Consider the following 18,793-nt stretch of genomic DNA (forward strand, 5'->3'; position numbering starts at 1 on the left):
AGAGAAGACACAAAAAAGGACGGGAACACAAATAGGTTCCCGCCGTCAAAATTGGCTCCTTGGATGAAGGGGTTCTACTACATCCTACCAGCATAGGTTTAACAGTGCATGAAGATATTGTTAAACCTTTGTAAACATTAGGCGGACTTTTCAGCGGCCCGTTTCAGCGTCACGGTAAAGACAGTTCCCCGTCCAGGCTCGCTTGTGACATCAATTTTCCCTTCATGAGCCTCTATTAAATGCTTGACAATCGCAAGGCCCAGCCCTGTTCCGCCCGAATTCCTGCTTCTGTCTTTATCTACGCGGTAAAAGCGTTCAAAGATGCGCGGAATTTCTTCTTTCTGAATTCCGATTCCAGAATCGGCAACCTCAATCTGAATGTCTTTTTCTCTGGGCTTTACATTGATAGCCACGGAGCCCCCCTCAGGCGTGTAGGTTAATGCATTGTTTACGAGATTAAGAAATACCTGTTTCAGCCTGTACTGGTCACCAGATACATATTGAGGGTCTTTCGGGACATTCAGTTGCAAGGAGATGCCTTTCTCATCCGCCTTATGCTTCAGAAGCGTTTCAATCTCACCAAGCATTTTGGCCGGCTCAAACGTTTCGATACTGAGCGTGAAATTTTGCTGCTCGATTTTTGAGAGATCGAGCAAATCCTGAACCAAAGACTGAAGCCTTTCGCTTTCCTTAAGAATAATAGAGAGAAATTCAGAAAGCGCCTCTTTGTCCTCCATCGCCCCATCCAATAACGTCTCCGTAAACCCTTTTATGGACGTAATCGGCGTTTTCAGCTCATGAGAAACATTGGCCACAAAATCCTTCCTCATCTGCTCTAATTTCTTTGTTTCCGTCATGTCATGGAAAACAAGCACAATTCCTTTCCATTCATCGTCCGGCCCCATAATCGGAACGCCGTCCACTTCAAAATAACGCCGTTCTATTTTGATCGGAAGTCTTAACAGCTTGCATTTCTTTGTCTCCGTCATAAAAATGTCTTCGACAAGCTGGATCACTTCTTCATGTTCAAATGCATCGTGATAAAGACGGCGCAGCATATGATTCGGATTGATATGAAACTGCTTGGCGTAAGACCTGTTTACGAGATTAATAAAGCCTCTTCCGTCGATCATAATCAGCCCGGAGCCAATGTTTTCAATGACTGTCAGCAGCCGATCCCGCTGCATTTCCTGCGTTCGCGTCATTTCCATCAGATCAATGGCAAGGCTGTTCATCGCATGTCCTAGCTTATCAGAACGCCTAATATAGCCGCCGTACGTCCGTGCATCGTAGTTGCCCTTAGAGAGTTCTGTGGCTACATTTGTCGCTGACTCAATTGACCTTTTATAACGTGAGGTCATGCTGGAATAAAAATAAACAATGAGGATAAATGCGGTACAAAGACTGGCCGTCAGCATCCCCCACAATTCGCCTTTTAAGCCGTCGCTTTTTTCAGAGGCGGAAAGCAGCACATATCCTGTTTTTTCACCTTCGCTTCTAAGTGAAAGTCCGTAATAAAGCTTGTTATCTGTTATTGACAGAATACCCTCATGTCCAGAAACAAGCGCCTGCACCTTTTGGGAATCAGCCGCTCTCCCGTTTGACCCATACAGCACCTTGCCGTCTGTATCGATAACGGATGCGCTCACATCAAGCGCGCCGCCTGCATCTTTAATGATTTTCTCATTTGCTTGATCATTCAGATTGCCGGCATCAAGAAGCGAAGCCAAGTATTTTGCTTCTTTTTCAATGTGTTCCTCTGCTTTCCTTTGATCAGATGTTTCAAAAAGCTGCTGTAAAAACAGCCCGAGGACACAAAACACCAGAATCATACAGACAACGAATACAGAAAAAAGGCGCACACGGTATTTATTCATTCATTTTTGGCTCCTCCAGTTTATACCCCAATCCCCTAATCGTTTTAATGTAGATCGGTTTTTTGGTATTGTTTTCAATTTTGTCGCGAAGATGGCTGATGTGCACATCAACAATTCTCGTATCTCCGGCAAAATCATAATTCCAGACTGCGCTCAGCAGCAGGTCTCTTGTCAGAACTCTGCCTTTATGTCTGCCTAAATAGAGCAGCAGTTCGAATTCTTTCGGTGTCAGTTCAAGCTGACTTTCTTTAAAGTACGCTTCATAATGATCAGGCAGGATTTTCAGATCGCCAATTACGATCTGGCCTTCCATTTCATCATTCTTCATCTCACTAGAGGGCGCAGCCATTTCCGAACGCCTTAAAATCGCTTTTACTCTCGCATTTACTTCCCTTGGACTGAACGGCTTGGTCATATAATCATCAGCACCGAGCTCAAGCCCTAATACTTTGTCGAATTCCTCATCCTTCGCTGTCAGCATTAAAATGGGAAACATCAGTTTTTGCTGTCTCAGCTGCTTGCATACTTCGATTCCGTCCAATTTTGGAAGCATCACATCAAGCACAATCAAATCAGGCTTCTCTGTTTCCGCTTTTTTGAGTGCTTCTTCCCCATCCGAGGCGGTAATGACATCATAGCCTGACCGTTCCAAATTGTACTGTAAAAGAGTAACAATAGATTCTTCATCATCCACAACTAAAATTTTCTTGTTCATGCTGTGCCTCCAGTATTATAATTCCCCGACATCCTATTTCTCTATTTTATGTCATCTTAACATGTTTCATGATTTTATTTTAGCGAAAGCAGGACATTCCGACAATTCGCCTTTTACATCATTTTTAAAAGAAATAAAGACGTTTATGATAACGCTTTCATTTATAGTAAAAAGAGAAAGGCTGTATTAAGCAAGCCTTTCTCTCTTTTTATTAGGATAATACTTTCATGACATTTTTGACAGATTCAACTGATTTATTCAGCTGCGCTCTTTCATAGTCTGTCAGTTCAAGTTCAATGATTTGCTCAAGACCGTTGCCGCCTACAATTGTAGGAACACCAAGGTAGATGCCTTCATAGCCGTATTCCCCTTCAAGATAAGCAATTGTAGGAAGGACGCGGCGCTGATCCTTCAAGATCGCTTCGACCATTTCTGTCAGAGAAGCCGCAGGCGCATAATACGCGCTTCCGTTTCCAAGAAGATTCACGATTTCGCCTCCGCCTTTTCTAGTGCGCTCCACAATTGCGTCAATCCGTTCTTTCGGAATAAGAGTTTCAAGCGGGATACCGCCAGCATAAGAATAACGCACAAGCGGCACCATATCGTCACCGTGTCCGCCGAGTACGAAACCAGTCACATCTTTCACTGACAGGTTTAATTCCTCTGCCACAAATGTTCTGAATCTTGCCGTATCAAGCACACCGGACTGGCCGATTACACGCTCTTTAGGGAAGCCTGATTCTTTGTACACCGCGTATGTCATTGCATCAACAGGATTTGTCAGCACCACAATAATAGAGTCAGGAGAATATTTCACGATTTCCCGCGTAACGCTTCTCATAATCTTTTCGTTTGTAGAGACCAGATCATCTCTGCTCATACCAGGTTTTCTTGCGATACCGGCTGTAATGACAACAATGTCAGAGCCAGCTGTATCTTCGTAATTGGATGTTCCCGTAATTTTTGCGTCAAAGCCTTGAACCGGGCTTGCTTCAAGCATATCAAGCGCTTTTCCCTTTGTCGGGTTCTCCAATTGCGGAATATCAACAAGAACAACGTCTGCCAGCTCTTTTTGAGCGATTAAAAATGCAGTTGTAGCTCCGGTAAAACCTGCTCCGATAACAGAAACTTTTTTACGAGTATTTCCCATGTCTCTCTTCTCCTTTATGGCTAGTTTTAGGCTTTTTCCTTGCTTAGTCCATGTTTTTGATCAGTTCTTCTCCGAACTCTGAACATTTCACTTCAGTCGCGCCGTCCATTAATCTAGCAAAATCGTAAGTTACGACTTTAGAAGCGATTGTTTTTTCCATAGATTTGATAACCAAATCAGCCGCTTCGTTCCATCCTAAATGCTCAAGAAGCAGAACGCCTGAAAGAATAACTGAAGATGGGTTTACTTTATCAAGGCCTGCATATTTAGGAGCCGTTCCGTGCGTCGCCTCGAAAATCGCATGTCCTGTTTCGTAGTTGATGTTCGCTCCAGGAGCAATGCCGATTCCGCCGACTTGCGCAGCAAGAGCATCAGAAATGTAATCTCCGTTCAAGTTCATTGTCGCAACGACATCAAACTCGTTTGGACGCGTTAAGATCTGCTGAAGGAAAATGTCAGCAATGCTGTCTTTGATAATGATTTTTCCTGCTGCTTCCGCTTCGCTTTGCGCTTTGTTGGCAGCGTCTTTTCCTTCTTCTTCAGCAATGCGGTCATATTGAGCCCATGTGAAGACTTTATCTCCGTATTCTTTTTCAGCAAGTTCATAGCCCCAGTTTTTGAAGGCGCCTTCGGTGAACTTCATGATGTTTCCTTTGTGAACAAGCGTTACAGATTTGCGGCCATGCTCGATCGCATAATCAATGGCAGCTCTGACCAAGCGGCTTGTTCCTTCTTCTGAAACAGGCTTAATGCCGATACCTGATGTCTCAGGGAAACGGATTTTGTTGACGTTTAACTCATTTTGAAGGAAGCTGATAAGCTTTTGCACTTCTTCAGAGCCTTTTGCATACTCGATGCCTGCGTAAATATCTTCTGTATTTTCACGGAAGATGACCATATCAGTATCTTCAGGGCGTTTTACCGGTGACGGCACTCCAGTAAAGTATCTTACAGGTCTTAAGCAGACGAATAGGTCAAGCTCTTGTCTGAGCGCTACGTTCAAAGAACGGATACCGCCGCCGACAGGTGTCGTTAACGGGCCTTTAATCGCGATGAAATATTCGCGGATCACATCTAATGTTTCAGCAGGGAGCCACTCACCTGTTTTATTATAAGCCTTTTCTCCGGCGTAAACTTCTTTCCATGTAATTTTCTTTTCGCCTTTGTATGCTTTTTCTACTGCTGCTTCCAAAACCTTCGAAGCCGCGTTCCAAATATCAGGACCGGTTCCGTCTCCTTCGATAAATGGGATAATCGGGTTGTTTGGTACGTTTAATACTCCGTTAGAGACTGTAATTTTTTCACCTTGTGCCACAATAAAAACCTCCCAGTATGTAATTCATATTTAGAAAACATTTTATTTTTCTTGTATAGAAAATAAAATGATTTTTCCTAACATTCAATTTAAAGTGTAACCCAATTTTGATGTTCTGAACAAGAGGCTAACCTCATTGACGCAAGCCAGCCTCCAATGGTTCTTTAGGCTCTTTCTTCAATCGGAACGAATTTTTGTTTGTCAGGGCCTGTGTAATCTGCCCGCGGGCGGATCAGACGGTTGTTGTCATACTGCTCAAGAATATGAGCGAGCCAGCCGGACATTCTGCTTACAGCAAAAATCGGTGTAAACAAATCATGGTCAATACCGAGGCTGTGATATACAGAAGCCGAATAGAAATCAACGTTAGGCGGAAGCTTTTTCTCTGATGTGACGATGTCTTCTATACGAATCGACATCTCATACCATTTGCTTTCGCCTGTCAGGTTGGTCAGGCGCTTGCTCATTTCTTTCAGATGCTTCGCGCGCGGATCACCATGCTTATACACACGGTGGCCGAATCCCATGATTTTTTCTTTCTTTTCAAGTTTAGCGCGGATGTACGGCTCAGCGTTTTCCACTTCACCGATTTCTGTCAGCATTTTCATAACGCCTTCATTCGCTCCGCCGTGAAGAGGCCCTTTCAGCGCGCCGATTGCTGCAGTAATGCCTGAATAGATGTCAGAAAGTGTTGCGACGCAGACCCTCGCTGTGAACGTTGACGCGTTCAGCTCATGGTCAGCATGTAAAATCAATGCTTTGTTGAAGGCTTCAACTTCAATTGGTGAAGGCTCTTCACCGTTTAATGTGTAAAGAAAATTCTCCGCAATACCGTAATCTTCTCTCGGTTCAACAGGCTCAAGACCCTTGCGAATTCTGGAAAACGCTGCAACCAGGCCAGGCACCTTTGCCTGAAGGCGGATCGCCTTTCTGTAGTTGGCTTCCGGGTTCATGGTATCAGCCTCGCTGTCAAGCAGGCCTAGTAATGAAATTGCTGTCCGAAGAGCAGCCATGGGATGAACATTTTCGAGGGAATAAGATTTGAAGTGCTCAATAATTTCTTGCGGAACGGCAGCTTCCTTTGCAAGCTGCTGCTTTAACTCTTCAAGCTCTTTTTTGTTTGGCAGCCTTAGATGCCAAAGCAAGTAGATGATTTCTTCAAAACTTGCATTCTCTGTCAAATCATCGATATCATACCCCACATATGTAAGGGTATCATCAATAATAGAACTAACAGATGATGTTGTTGCTACAACCCCTTCAAGACCGCGTGTCGCTGTCATATATAACATCTCCTTTTCAATAAATTTCCCCTTTAAGAGTGTTGTAAAAACATGAGGCTTACTTAAAAAGCACGATGCAAGTATTTCTCTCCCCCAAAAAGAAAATGCTTACATTTTACTGGCTGCTGGTACTAAAACCCTTTGCTTATGAAAGAACATAACAAATTCTTATAAGCTTATTTAAGTTTAAGCCTATTCTCATTATAAACAATAATCAGACATTTGTTAAATGTTTACCTATAATTTTTTTTTTCATTCTGTGATTTCCCCGAAAAAACGCCTTTATTTGCGGGTTTTTGCATACAAAAAAAAGCGGCTTTAAGGCCGCTTTTTTCATGAAGTGAACAGTTTTACGATCTGCATGGCTAAATAAGCAATCCCCGCTCCGATCAGCGGTCCCACCGCAACTCCTCCAAAAAGCGCGACTGCAAGAATGGTCCCGATCACGAGAGCAGTTGTAATATGCGGATCATTTTCAAGCAGGGTCAGGCCGTTTTTTGCAATCAGCGCCACTGCGATCCCCGCTCCAAGGGCGATCCATGCGTAGGAAGACCGCATTGCTTCTCCAAGCTGCTTAAATCCGATTTCTCCCGTAGCAATCGGGACAAGAACGGCGATGGTAATAATGGTCACACCCCAGTTAATGCCTTTTGACTGGATGGTCGGAAATAATTTCTGATCAAGCCCAACGATTTTGATGATCAAAAGGACGGATACAGCAAAGAGCAATGATTGGTTTTTTGCGATAAGTGCGATAGCCAAGAGTAAAATTAAAAATAAATTCGCTTGTGTAAACACATGCCATCCCTCCTTTAAGATGAATGTATTCATATTCAGCAACAGCGTGAATACATATAAAAAATAGGACATGCTGACGAGAGGAGGACCGTTTTCGTGAATCAATCTTATATCACTATTTTTTTCAGAACCCTCTTTGTCATATCAATGACCGCAGGGTCGATAGCTGCGGCCTATTATTCGTTTCCGTTAACTTATCCGTTCCTGATCGCCCTTATTCTTTCATCAGTGATTCATCCTGTTGTCGATTATTTGGACAAAGTGACAGGATTCCCCCGAACGATAAATGTTCTGGGCGTTCTTGCTTTTTTTCTGCTCGCAGCCTTCGGCGTGCTCACCATTCTGGTAGCCGAAATCGTAACGGGAACAGCCTATCTAGCAAAAACGCTGCCTCCGCATATCAGCACGTTTATTTCATATTGCGAAAAATTGTTTACAACTCATATTCAGCCGCTCTATAACGAGTTAACTCTTTTGTTTCAAGAATTGGAAACAAACCAGCAGGCTTCCATCGTCACTCATATCCAGACACTCGGTGATTCGGCCGCTAAAAATGCCGGGCTCCTGCTGTCCCACATTCTAGAGATGATCCCGAGATTTTTCGCTCTTCTTCCCAATACGGCGGCGGTTCTGATTTTTTCTCTTCTGGCAACCTTTTTTATGACAAAGGATTGGCATAAGCTGAAAGCCATGCTTGTTTTAATTCTGCCGGATCGTGTGACAGCTAACAGCAAAGCGATCAGCAGCGAATTAAAAAAAGCAATGACTGGTTTTATCAAAGCACAAGCCGTCCTCGTTTTCATCACGATGGTGATTGTATTTATCGGCCTTTCTCTCTTAAAGGTTGAACACGCCGCAACAATTGCTTTTTTAATCGGGCTTGTAGATCTTCTCCCTTACTTGGGTGCCGGCTCCGTATTTGTGCCCTGGATTTTGTATTTGTCGATTACGGGCCAGCTGCCCCAAGCGATCGGAATTGGTATCCTGTACCTCGTCGTTCTTATTCAGCGGCAGCTGACAGAGCCCAAGATACTAAGTAAATCTATCGGGATCGATCCGCTGGCAACGCTCATCGCCCTGTTTGCAGGCTTTAAATTATTCGGGTTTTTAGGACTGATTGCGGGACCGGCTGTACTCGTCATCATCCAAGCTTTCATCACAACAGGCGCATTAAAAGAAATATGGTCCTATATCACCGTTCAGCAAAAATAAAACGGCAGCCGTTTTTTCATGGCTGCCGTTTTTTATTTGATGATGATCCGCTTATTCTTCGACATTCCTCTCAGCCATTTGAACAGAATCGGCTTACACCAGCCGCGGGTAAACGGGATAAGAAGACAGGCGCCGGCCAAATCTGATAAAAAGCCCGGAAGCATCAGCAATAGACCGCCAATGAAAATGCACAGACCGTCAGCAATCGCTTCCCCCGGCATTTTGCCATATTGAAGATCACGCTGAACCTTATAATACACTTCGGTTCCTTGTTTTTTTGCAGCTGCTGCGCCGATAATGCCCGTCAGAATCATGAATAGAACTGTCGGCAAAATGCCAATCAGCTTGCCTAAAAATAGGAATATGCCGATTTCTATTGCCGGAAACACAATAAAAAGCAAAAACAAAAATCTCATATCCAAGCCCCCCACACGTGTAACACGTTCTGTTCAACAAAAGGCATGATAAAGAGAAAAGGAAGGGATTCCCCTTCCGTTTTCACCTGTAATTAAAGAACGCTCGCACGGCCTTGATAGACTGCACCTCTGGAAGCGTCAACTGTAATATCCTGGCCATCTGTCAAAATAGATGTCGCATTTTCCAGACCCACGATAACCGGGATGCCAAGGCTTAATCCGACTACCGCCGCATGGCTAGTCAAACCGCCTTCTTCTGTAATAAGAGCAGACGCTTTTTCAAGGGATGTAATCATATCACGGTCAGTGCTTTTGGTAACAAGTACCGCACCGTCAGTCATTTTTTGCTCAGCTTCTTTTGCATTTTGTGCAACGACAACCGGACCGTAAGCTGATTTGCGTCCAATGCCTTGGCCTTTAGCGATGATATCACCGACAGTATGAACCTTCATTAAATTCGTAGTGCCGGACTCACCGACAGTGCCTGCTGTAATAACGATAAGATCGCCGTGTTTTACAATTCCGCTGTTCAATGATTTTTGGACAGCATCCTCAAGCATCTCATCTGTTGAGCTCGCATTTTGGCCGCTTTCCGCGAATACGCCAGATACGAGGGCAAGCTTTCTGGAAATAGAGTCATTTACAGTAACCGCAACAATCGGAGCCTGCGGACGGTATTTTGCAATCATACGTGCTGTATGGCCGCTTTCTGTCGGCGTTACGATCGCAGCAGCATTCAGGTTAATCGCCGTATGCGCGACAGATTGTCCAATTGCGTCTGTAATTGTCATGCCCACTTGATCTCTGCGTTTTGAGAGAATTTCTTTATAATTTAAAGCTTCTTCAGAACGGGACGCGATGTTATGCATTGTTTGAACTGCTTCAACCGGATAGCTTCCGGCAGCAGTTTCACCAGATAGCATGATCGCATCTGTTCCGTCGAAGATCGCGTTTGCAACGTCACTTGCTTCCGCACGAGTCGGACGCGGGTTGCGCTGCATGCTGTCAAGCATTTGTGTCGCTGTAATAACAGGTTTGCCCAGCGCGTTGCATTTTTTGATCAGTTCTTTTTGCACAAGCGGCACTTCTTCAGCTGGAATTTCCACACCTAAGTCTCCGCGTGCAACCATTAAGCCGTCAGACACTTCGAGAATCGCATCGATGTTGTCAACGCCCTCTTGGTTTTCGATTTTAGGGATGATTTGAATATCCTGAGCGTTGTGCTCTTCAAGAAGCTCACGGATTTCGAGCACATCCGTAGAACGTCGAATGAAAGATGGTGCGATGAAGTCTACTCCTTGCTCAATACCGAAAACGATGTCTCGCGCATCCTTTTCAGTAATCCCCGGAAGATTGACACTTACGCCCGGTACGTTAACACCTTTTTTATTTTTGAGTGTTCCGTTGTTTAATACTTTTGTTTTGATTTCGCGTTTAGCGGCATCTACATCAAGTACCTCAAGACCGATAAGACCGTCATCTAACAGAATCGTTGAACCTTGTTCAACGTCATGGACTAAACCTTCATATGTCACTGAAATTTTATCTGTTGTTCCTACAACCTCGTCCATTGAAATAATGAGCTCTTTGCCTGTTTCAAGCTCAATACCGCCGTTTTCCATTGTATGTGTGCGGATTTCAGGACCTTTTGTATCAAGCAGAATTCCAACGTTCTTGCCAAGTTTTTTACTTGCTTCGCGGATATTTTTAATTCTTGCACCGTGCTCCTCAAAATCTCCGTGAGAAAAGTTTAATCGAGCCACGTTCATTCCTGACTCCATTAATTTCGTAAGCATTTCAATACTTTCACTTGCCGGACCGATGGTACAAACAATTTTAGTTTTTCTCATTTGGTTCACTTCCTTCTGAAATCTTCAGCCTTCAGCTGCACATTAGATAGACAGTTCTTTTGAAAGCTGATACATGTTTTGCTCAACTGTGTGTTTTGTCTCAAGTATTTCTATAATATCATGGTCTACAAGCTTATTGTTTTGTATACCTACACAGCGTCCGCCTTTTCCTTCAAGCAGCAGTTCAACTGCATATGCGCCGAGACGGCTTGCTAACACACGGTCAGCAGCACTCGGAGAACCTCCGCGCTGGATATGGCCCAATACAGATACCCTAGTTTCAAGATTTGTTTCTTCTTCAATGCGTTTCCCGAATTCAACACCGCTGCCTACACCTTCGGCAACAATAATAATACTGTGCTTCTTGCCGCGTTCGTGGCCGCGTTTTAAGCGGGCAATGATTTCGTGCATGTCATAGTCTGCCTCAGGGATTAAGATCGATTCCGCGCCCCCTGCAAGACCGGCCCACAATGCGATATCGCCGGCATGACGACCCATTACTTCGATTACATATGTACGTTCATGAGAAGTCGCTGTATCGCGAATCTTATCAATTGCGTCAATTACTGTATTTAAAGCTGTATCGAAACCGATTGTAAAATCAGTGCCCGGAATGTCATTATCAATTGTACCCGGTACACCTACACATGGAAACCCGTGTTCCGTTAATTTTTTCGCACCCATATATGAACCGTCTCCGCCGATAACAACAAGGCCTTCAATACCAAGCTTCTTCAAGTTTTCTATCCCTTTTTCACGGCCTTCAACTGTTTTGAATTCAGGACATCTTGCCGTATAAAGCTTAGTTCCTCCACGATGTATAATATCGCCTACTGATCCGAGTTCAAGCTTTTCAATCTTTCCGCTGATTAATCCCGCGTATCCGTTGTAAATACCGTAAACTTCAACGTCATGATAGATCGCTTTTCTGACTACTGCGCGAACTGCTGCGTTCATTCCCGGGGAATCCCCGCCGCTCGTTAATACCCCTATACGTTTCATTCTCCATTCACCTCAGCAACATATATGATTAAACATAACATGATCATTGCCCTAAAAACAATGAAAAGGGATCTCCATCCTCCCTATGAAACCTTACCTATTATACAATTAAATAAATTGTTTTTAAATAAAATTTAAGGAATGTCACAAAAAATAAACGTGAGCCAAAGGCTTCACGTTTATTTAGTTTACCCCGATATATTGATCTTCAACCGAGACTTTGCCAATTGCTTTATATTTTTCATAGCGCTGCTGAACTAATTCTTCTTCGCTCAGCTTCAGCAAAGTTTTTAACGATTGTTTAAGGGTTTCGTCCATATAGCTTGCCTGCAGCTTCACATCATGGTGCGCTCCGCCTTTTACTTCTTTAATCATATGATCTATAATACCTAATTCTTTTAAATCCGGCGCAGTGATTTTCATTGTTTCTGCTGCTTTTTTAGCAAGACTGGAGTCCTTCCATAAAAGTGCCGCGGCACCTTCCGGAGAAATAACAGAATAAGTAGAGTTTTCCAGCATATGCAAGTGATTGCCTACACCCAGACCAAGGGCTCCGCCGCTTCCGCCTTCACCGATGACGATACAGATAACAGGCACTCGAAGGCCGGCCATCTCAAACAGGTTTTTGGCAATAGCTTCACTTTGTCCTCTTTCTTCAGCTGCTCGTCCAGGGTATGCCCCCTTCGTATCAATAAAACAGATAATTGGTCTGTTAAATTTGTCAGCCTGTTTCATCAGACGAAGCGCTTTTCTGTAGCCTTCAGGATGCGGCATCCCAAAATTGCGGACTAGGTTTTCCTTCGTGTCTTTACCGCGCTGATGCCCGATTACAGTTACAGGGAGGCCGTGGAACTTCGCAATCCCGCCGACAATGGCTTCATCGTCCCCGTACGCTCTGTCTCCGTGACACTCAAAAAAGTCGGTAAACAGGTGTTCGATATAATCAAGAGTTGTCGGACGGTCCGCCAGACGCGCGATTTGAACCCGGTCCCACGGCTTCAAATTTTTATAAATATCATCCTGAAGCTTAGCGAGACGGTCTTCGAGCCGTTCGATTTCCGCACTTAGATCCATATCGGAATCTTGGGTGAATTTTTTTAGTTCGGCGATTTTGGTTTGCAGTTCGATCACCGGTTTTTCAAATTCTAATCTTGGAGCCACTCAATGTCACCTCCTGTTTGATGCATATCCAGCAGATTTTCTAACGTTTTTTTCATATCGTCGCGATGAATAACCGCATCAAGCTGTCCATGTTTTAATAAAAATTCAGCCGTTTGGAAGTCCTCAGGCAGTTTTTCTCCTATTGTCTGTTCAATAATCCGTCTTCCGGCAAAACCGATCAGCGCGCCAGGCTCAGCGAAATTGTAATCGCCAAGGGATGCAAAGCTTGCTGATACGCCCCCGGTAGTCGGATGCGTCATTACTGAAATAATAAGACCCTGTTCTTCACTGAACAGTTTTAACGCAGAGCTTGTCTTAGCCATCTGCATCAAACTTAATACGCCTTCCTGCATTCTAGCGCCGCCTGAAGCCGTAAAAATAATAAACGGAACTTTATCAGCTTTTGCTTTTTCAATCGCAAGCGTGATTTTTTCACCGACGACTGAACCCATGCTGCCCATTCTGAATGAAGAATCCATGACGGCGACTACAGCCGGGTATCCGCCGATGGTGCCCTTGCCTGTCACAACAGCCTCGTTTAAGGATGTTTTCTCGCGATCTTTTTCAAGCTTTTCCAGATATCCCGGGAAACCAAGCGGATTTTCCGAGAGCATTCCCTGATTGAATTCCTCAAAGGATTTTTCATCCATCAAGCTTTCGATACGCTGTTTTGCGTTCATTGGGAAATGATAATCGCAGTTCATGCATACCCGCATATTTTTATCCAACTCTTTAGTGAGCATGATTTTTTTACACTTAGGACATTTTGTCATAATGCCTTCCGGAACATCGTGCTTCGCTTGATCAGATGGTACGGAAGCATACTTTTTCTTTTTCGTGAATATATCCTTTAACAAATGATTACCTCCCTTTTGTGAAGGGTTCTCTTCACCGCATGTCATCAAACAGATAGACTTGCTAATAACTTTACCGAAACTATTGTACTTTTTTTGTCAAACGCTGTCATCCTCAATTCGACAACTTTTTATTCGATGACGTGCTCGGAAAGGCTTGTATGAAATCAGATAAGGTGTTGAAACGACAAGGTTGACAGCGCATTCAAAAATAATGTTAAACCCGGCTGAAATTTTTTTAAGGCTAACCCCCTAAAAAAATTTCAGCCGTCAGTTTAACTTGAGAACAGCGCGCCGGTCTCCGCCAACGCGCTGCCATTTTTGGAATGAATTAAAATTATTCACCAATAATCGTAAGTTTTCTTGTTTTTTCTGCGACTTCCTCAGGGTCAACAGTGATTCTTGCAACACCTGTTTCCATCGCAGCTTTTGCCACAGCCTTCGCAACAGCAGGCGCAACACGTTTATCAAACGGTGCAGGGATGACATAATCTGCGCTAAGCTCATCTTCTGAAACCAGTGAAGCAATGGCTTCAACCGCTGCGATTTTCATTTCCTCGTTAATATGAGTGGCACGCACATCAAGTGCTCCGCGGAAAATACCAGGGAATGCAAGAACATTGTTTACTTGGTTCGGGAAGTCAGAACGGCCAGTTCCGATAACGCTTGCTCCGGCTTCACGCGCATCTTCCGGCATGATTTCCGGATTTGGATTTGCCATTGCAAAGATAATTGGATCTTTTGCCATGCTTTGAACCATTTCTTTTGTTAACGCGCCTGCTACAGAGACACCGATAAATACGTCAGCATCAACGATGACATCTTTCAGAGAACCGTCTTTGCGATCTTGGTTCGTGAACTTCGCCACTTCATTTTTGACATCATTCATGCCGTTCGGGCGCCCTTCATAAATGGCCCCTTTGGAATCGCACATCACAATGTCGCGAACGCCATAATGATGAAGAAGCTTGATAATCGCAATGCCAGCCGCACCCGCGCCGTTTGCGACAACTTTAATGGATGACATGGATTTTCCAGACAGTTTCAGCGCGTTCACAAGACCTGCTACGGTTACAATGGCAGTACCGTGCTGATCATCATGGAAAACCGGGATGTTTGTTTCTTTTTTGAGGCGCTCTTCAATGATAAAGCAATTTGGCGCTGCAATATCTTCAAGGTTGACGCCGCCAAATGTCGGTTCCAGCAATTTTACAGTTTCAACGATTTTATCAACATCGTTTGTGTTTAAAGCAATCGGGAACGCATCTACGCCCGCAAAGCTTTTGAAAAGAACTGCTTTCCCTTCCATAACAGGAAGCGCCGCTTCAGGGCCGATGTTTCCAAGGCCAAGTACAGCTGTACCGTCAGTTACAACTGCTACCATGTTCCCCTTCATTGTATAATCATATACTTTGTTAATGTCTTCATGAATATCCTTACACGGTTCTGCAACACCCGGAGAATACGCGAGGCTTAGATCTTTCGCATTTCTGACCTCTACTTTTGATTTAGACTCCAGTTTCCCCTGGTTGACTTTATGCAGGTGTAATGCTTCTTCTCTTAATGACATTCTCCTAAACACTCCTTATGGATATTTTTTGATTCGTATACTGCTGCGTTGATTGCTGCATTCTGCGGAGTAAATCTATCTGAATATTTAAACAGGATCACATAATTGCTCCAATTGTATAACAAAAAGCGAATCGTTACCACTGTTTTAAAACGACGTTTTTTTGACCCAACAGCTCTTTTAAGCGATATAACACCTGGTGATCTGCATTGATATGGAACGACTCAGGTAGCTTAATCGTCTGTTTTTGCCTTTCATAATAGAGATAAACGCCTGTTTCCCCTTTATGCTCCAGCAAAATGCGCTTAATCTTTGCCAGGATCTCCTGGCTGTGCTGACTGCTTTCTATTTTTATATAAACCGATGGCGCTTTTTCTGCATCCATATTTTCTAATAATTCTGCCCGGGACATGATGAATTGGATCTTATCTTGTCTTACTTCGCATTTCCCCGCTGTGAACAAAAGAGCGCCTTCTCTTAAAACGGGTGAAAGCTGTCTGAATTGTTCAGGGAAGACTACGGCTTCCATCTCGCCGGTTTCATCACTGAGCGTTAAAAACGCCATGTTTTGACCTGTTTTCGTCCGAATCGTTTTGATCTTCGACAGCAGAACGCCTAGTGAAAGCTGCCTTTTGACTGCCCGCTGAGCCTGCAGAATAGAGACTGCTCCTTGCGCAGTGAGCTGTTTTCGGAAGGCGGAGAGGGGATGATTTGAAAAATAAATGCCGAGCGTTTCCTTTTCAAATGCAAGTAAATCCACTAGCGGAAGCTCTTCCGTTTCCACATACTTCGGCTTAATTGAAAACGATTCATCTAAAAACAATCCCATTTGGTCATCGTCCGCGGCGAATAGCTCAGCATGTTCCAAAGCAACATCAATGGATGCGAGCAGCGTGGCCCGGTTTTGGCCGAATTCGTCCATCGCACCAGAAAAGATAAGTGCTTCAAGCATTTTGCGATTTACGCTTTTTGACGGCACGCGAAAGCAGAAATCGAAAAGATCTTCAAATGGTTTCTCTTTTCTTGCTTTATATATATCTTTGACTGCTGAGACGCCTACACTTTTTATCGCGCGGAGGCTGTATCTGACAGATCCGTTTTCAACGGTAAACGGAAAACTGCTTTTATTCACTGACGGAGGAAGGATACGAATCCCGCTCCCCTTTGCTTCGTAAAGATATTGAGAGATTTTATCCTCATTGCCAATGACGCTTGTCAGCAATCCGCACATAAAATATAACGGATAATGAGCTTTCAAATACGCAAGCTGGCACCCGATCATGCTGTATGCCACCGCATGGCTTCGGTTAAAGCCATAGTTTGCGAATTTGACGATTAAATCGTAGACCTCATTTGCAGTGTCTACAGAATACTCCTTTTTTAAGCACCCTTCAACAAAATGGCTTCGCTCTCTGTCCAGGATTTCTTTTTTCTTTTTGCTGACCGCCCTTCTCAATAGGTCCGCTTCGCCTAAAGAAAACCCCGCCATACGGGAAGCAATCATCATAATTTGTTCCTGATACACAATGACGCCATATGTATCTTCCAAAATGCTCCTTAAATCTTCATGAGGATAATGAACAGGCGCCCGGCCGTGTTTACGGTCGATAAATAACGGAATATTTTCCATCGGACCCGGCCGGTACAGTGCATTGACTGCCACAATATCTTCTAGGCCCGAAGGTTTCAGCCGTTTCAAGACGCTTCTCATCCCTGCAGATTCAAGCTGAAAAATGCCTGTCGTATCCCCTTTTGACAGCAAGGAGAACGTTTTGTCATCGCTGTAGGAAATACTTGAAAGATCTATTTTAATATTTTCTTCTTTTTCAATCATTGAAGTGATGGATTCAATAAGTGTCAGGTTCCTCAAACCTAAGAAATCCATTTTTAAAAGGCCCAAGTCTTCAAGATGGTCCATCGCGTATTGCGTTAAATAGATCCCTTCATGCCCTTCTTGAAGCGGAACAACATCTGTTAACGGTTCTTCACTCAGGACAACGCCCGCTGCGTGGGTTGATGCATGCCTTGGCAGCCCTTCTATTTTCCGGGCAATTGAATAGACTTGCTGAAGCAGGCTTGACTCCCGAAGCCGCTTATCCAGCTGCGGTGACTGCTGTCTCGCTTCATCCAGCGTCATGCCCGGTCTTGAAGGAATGAGTTTTGCAAGCTGATCTGCCTCCTTCGGGCTGACGCCGAATACTCTGCCGACGTCCCGGAGCGCCGCCTTTGCCGCAAGTGTTCCAAAGGTGATAATCTGTGCGACGTGCATTGCACCGTATTTCTGCTGAACATATTGAATGACTTCATCCCTTCTAGTATCGGGAAAGTCAATATCAATATCCGGCATGCTGACGCGCTCGGGATTTAAAAATCTTTCAAACAGAAGGTGATGCTTAATCGGGTCAACATCTGTGATATACAGCACATATGCCACAAGAGAACCTGCCGCAGAACCCCTTCCTGGTCCTGTAACAATCCCTTTTTCATGGGCGTGCTTCATAAAATCCCACACGATCAGAAAGTAATCGCTGAACTTCATCCGCTTGATGACATCAAGCTCATATTGAAGACGGCGAAGGTATCGTTCATTAGGCTTGCCGAAACGGCTGCGGAGTCCCTCCATACAGATATCCGTTAAATAATCATCAGCGGACGTTCCGTCTGGGGTCGGAAAAGACGGTAGACGGGTCTGCCCGAGACTGACGTCAACCCGGCATTGTTCCGCGATCTCTACAGAAGCTTGCAGTGCCTCGGGATGCTCTCGATAAATGTTTTGCATTTCTTCGAGTGGTTTCAAATCGAGATCAGGCAAATCTTCAGCGGGTGCATCCGTCAGTTTTTCCCCCGCTTTAATCGCTTTCAAACAACGGTAGGCAGCCTTATCTTCCTTCCTTATGTAATGCACATCGCCTGTGGCCGTAACAGGGATACCCGTTTCTTCTGACAGCTTTAGAATCTGCTCTGACAAGACTTGATTCCCTTTAAAAGGCTGATAGGAGAAATAAAAAGCTCCCTTTCCGAATATAGACTGAAATTCCAGCGAGGCTTGAGCAGCCTGTTCGAACAGCCCTCCTTCAAGAAGCGTTTCAATATATCCTTTTTCGCCGGGCGTTATTGCGATAATCCCTTCTCGATAACTGTGAAGCCATTTCGGCTTCAGTCCGCCTTTTGATTTAGATTGCAGAACGCTGCTGATTTTCAGCAGGTTTTGATAGCCTGTATTTGATTTTGCCAGCAGGACGAGCGGGTATGCTTCAAGCTCGCTGTCATCCGTAAAAACAGAAGCCGTCAAACCGATTATTGGGTTGATCCCTCTCGCCTTGCAAGCTTTATAAAATTGAATAGCTCCGTACATGACATGATCATCTGTCAGCGCCAAAGACGCATATCCGAGCCTGTCAGCTTCACTGACGAGCTCTTCCACAGCCGCGGCGCTGTTTAGCAGGCTGTACCCGCTATGCACTTGCAGGTGAACAAAAGACATGCTATCACCTCTTTCTCATTACGATCCATTTCTTCCTTCATTATAAGGCCGGTTTCCAAAAGAAACAAATGTTCTTTTTTGACTCATCATCATACTTGTCCTGAAA

Annotated in this window: 14 protein-coding genes; 1 reads left to right on the forward strand and 13 read right to left on the reverse strand. The window is 44.3% G+C overall.

All coding sequences use genetic code 11. The features are described from left to right. Positions 1-137 precede the first annotated feature (137 nt). The 6 genes from phoR to AC07VD_RS12355 all read right to left on the reverse strand — a co-directional run bounded on the left by phoR (position 138) and on the right by AC07VD_RS12355 (position 7,138). Positions 138-1,877 carry a sensory box histidine kinase PhoR gene (phoR, locus tag AC07VD_RS12330; RefSeq protein ID WP_494721775.1) on the reverse strand — a complete coding sequence of 580 codons (1,740 nt, stop codon included), beginning with the start codon at positions 1,875-1,877 and terminating at the stop codon, positions 138-140. Then, positions 1,870-2,592 (reverse strand): two-component system response regulator PhoP, encoded by a 723-nt coding sequence (gene phoP, locus AC07VD_RS12335; protein ID WP_014477634.1) that lies wholly within the window; start codon positions 2,590-2,592, stop codon positions 1,870-1,872. Before phoP ends, phoR begins: the two co-directional genes overlap by 8 nt. A 211-nt stretch (positions 2,593-2,803) precedes the next feature. Beyond that, positions 2,804-3,742 carry a malate dehydrogenase gene (gene mdh / locus AC07VD_RS12340; RefSeq protein WP_003237775.1) on the reverse strand — a complete coding sequence of 313 codons (939 nt, stop codon included), beginning with the start codon at positions 3,740-3,742 and terminating at the stop codon, positions 2,804-2,806. Between the two features lie 43 nt (positions 3,743-3,785). Next, positions 3,786-5,057 (reverse strand): NADP-dependent isocitrate dehydrogenase, encoded by a 1,272-nt coding sequence (gene icd / locus AC07VD_RS12345; protein ID WP_014477637.1) that lies wholly within the window; start codon positions 5,055-5,057, stop codon positions 3,786-3,788. A 164-nt stretch (positions 5,058-5,221) separates the two neighbouring features. Then, the gene (gene citZ / locus AC07VD_RS12350; protein WP_004398810.1) at positions 5,222-6,340 is read right to left on the reverse strand and encodes a citrate synthase; all 1,119 of its coding nucleotides are present in this window, start codon (positions 6,338-6,340) and stop codon (positions 5,222-5,224) included. 333 nt (positions 6,341-6,673) lie between these two features. Continuing rightward, positions 6,674-7,138, reverse strand: coding sequence for a DUF441 domain-containing protein (locus AC07VD_RS12355; RefSeq protein WP_004398695.1), 465 nt, complete (start codon positions 7,136-7,138; stop codon positions 6,674-6,676). A 96-nt stretch (positions 7,139-7,234) separates the two neighbouring features. Here AC07VD_RS12355 and ytvI point away from each other — a divergent pair, with 96 nt between their 5' ends. After that, positions 7,235-8,350, forward strand: coding sequence for a sporulation integral membrane protein YtvI (ytvI, locus tag AC07VD_RS12360; protein WP_004399115.1), 1,116 nt, complete (start codon positions 7,235-7,237; stop codon positions 8,348-8,350). Between the two features lie 32 nt (positions 8,351-8,382). Here the strand turns inward: ytvI and AC07VD_RS12365 are convergent, their stop codons facing one another. The 7 genes from AC07VD_RS12365 to dnaE all read right to left on the reverse strand — a co-directional run bounded on the left by AC07VD_RS12365 (position 8,383) and on the right by dnaE (position 18,687). Next, positions 8,383-8,766, reverse strand: a complete 384-nt coding sequence (locus AC07VD_RS12365) for an FxsA family protein (RefSeq protein ID WP_015251477.1) — start codon at positions 8,764-8,766, stop codon at positions 8,383-8,385. A gap of 92 nt (positions 8,767-8,858) precedes the next feature. Continuing rightward, positions 8,859-10,616: a pyruvate kinase gene (gene pyk, locus AC07VD_RS12370; RefSeq protein WP_024573339.1), complete on the reverse strand. Its 1,758-nt coding sequence runs from the start codon at positions 10,614-10,616 to the stop codon at positions 8,859-8,861. A gap of 42 nt (positions 10,617-10,658) precedes the next feature. Further along, on the reverse strand, positions 10,659-11,618 hold the full coding sequence (pfkA, locus tag AC07VD_RS12375; RefSeq protein WP_003237788.1) for a 6-phosphofructokinase: 960 nt from the start codon (positions 11,616-11,618) through the stop codon (positions 10,659-10,661). A 183-nt stretch (positions 11,619-11,801) separates the two neighbouring features. After that, positions 11,802-12,779 carry an acetyl-CoA carboxylase carboxyl transferase subunit alpha gene (gene accA, locus AC07VD_RS12380; protein WP_003229417.1) on the reverse strand — a complete coding sequence of 326 codons (978 nt, stop codon included), beginning with the start codon at positions 12,777-12,779 and terminating at the stop codon, positions 11,802-11,804. Next, entirely contained in the window at positions 12,764-13,636 is an 873-nt protein-coding gene (gene accD, locus AC07VD_RS12385) for an acetyl-CoA carboxylase, carboxyltransferase subunit beta (protein ID WP_217003008.1), read from the reverse strand. Before accD ends, accA begins: the two co-directional genes overlap by 16 nt. Positions 13,637-13,970: 334 nt before the next feature. After that, the gene (ystJ, locus tag AC07VD_RS12390; protein WP_014664951.1) at positions 13,971-15,203 is read right to left on the reverse strand and encodes an NADP-dependent malic enzyme; all 1,233 of its coding nucleotides are present in this window, start codon (positions 15,201-15,203) and stop codon (positions 13,971-13,973) included. A gap of 136 nt (positions 15,204-15,339) precedes the next feature. After that, positions 15,340-18,687, reverse strand: coding sequence for a DNA polymerase III subunit alpha (gene dnaE, locus AC07VD_RS12395; protein ID WP_494721774.1), 3,348 nt, complete (start codon positions 18,685-18,687; stop codon positions 15,340-15,342). Positions 18,688-18,793: the final 106 nt, after the last annotated feature.

It is taken from the genome of Bacillus sp. GW821-FHT01G09 (assembly GCF_059422205.1).

Coding starts and splice junctions, on each gene's coding strand:
- phoR (WP_494721775.1), bottom strand. CDS start 1,877: ATGAATAAATACCGTGTGCGCCTTTTTTCTGTATTCGTTGTCTGTATG.
- phoP (WP_014477634.1), bottom strand. CDS start 2,592: ATGAACAAGAAAATTTTAGTTGTGGATGATGAAGAATCTATTGTTACT.
- mdh (WP_003237775.1), bottom strand. CDS start 3,742: ATGGGAAATACTCGTAAAAAAGTTTCTGTTATCGGAGCAGGTTTTACC.
- citZ (WP_004398810.1), bottom strand. CDS start 6,340: ATGACAGCGACACGCGGTCTTGAAGGGGTTGTAGCAACAACATCATCT.
- AC07VD_RS12365 (WP_015251477.1), bottom strand. CDS start 8,766: ATGAGATTTTTGTTTTTGCTTTTTATTGTGTTTCCGGCAATAGAAATC.
- pyk (WP_024573339.1), bottom strand. CDS start 10,616: ATGAGAAAAACTAAAATTGTTTGTACCATCGGTCCGGCAAGTGAAAGT.
- pfkA (WP_003237788.1), bottom strand. CDS start 11,618: ATGAAACGTATAGGGGTATTAACGAGCGGCGGGGATTCCCCGGGAATG.
- ystJ (WP_014664951.1), bottom strand. CDS start 15,203: ATGTCATTAAGAGAAGAAGCATTACACCTGCATAAAGTCAACCAGGGG.
- dnaE (WP_494721774.1), bottom strand. CDS start 18,687: ATGTCTTTTGTTCACCTGCAAGTGCATAGCGGGTACAGCCTGCTAAAC.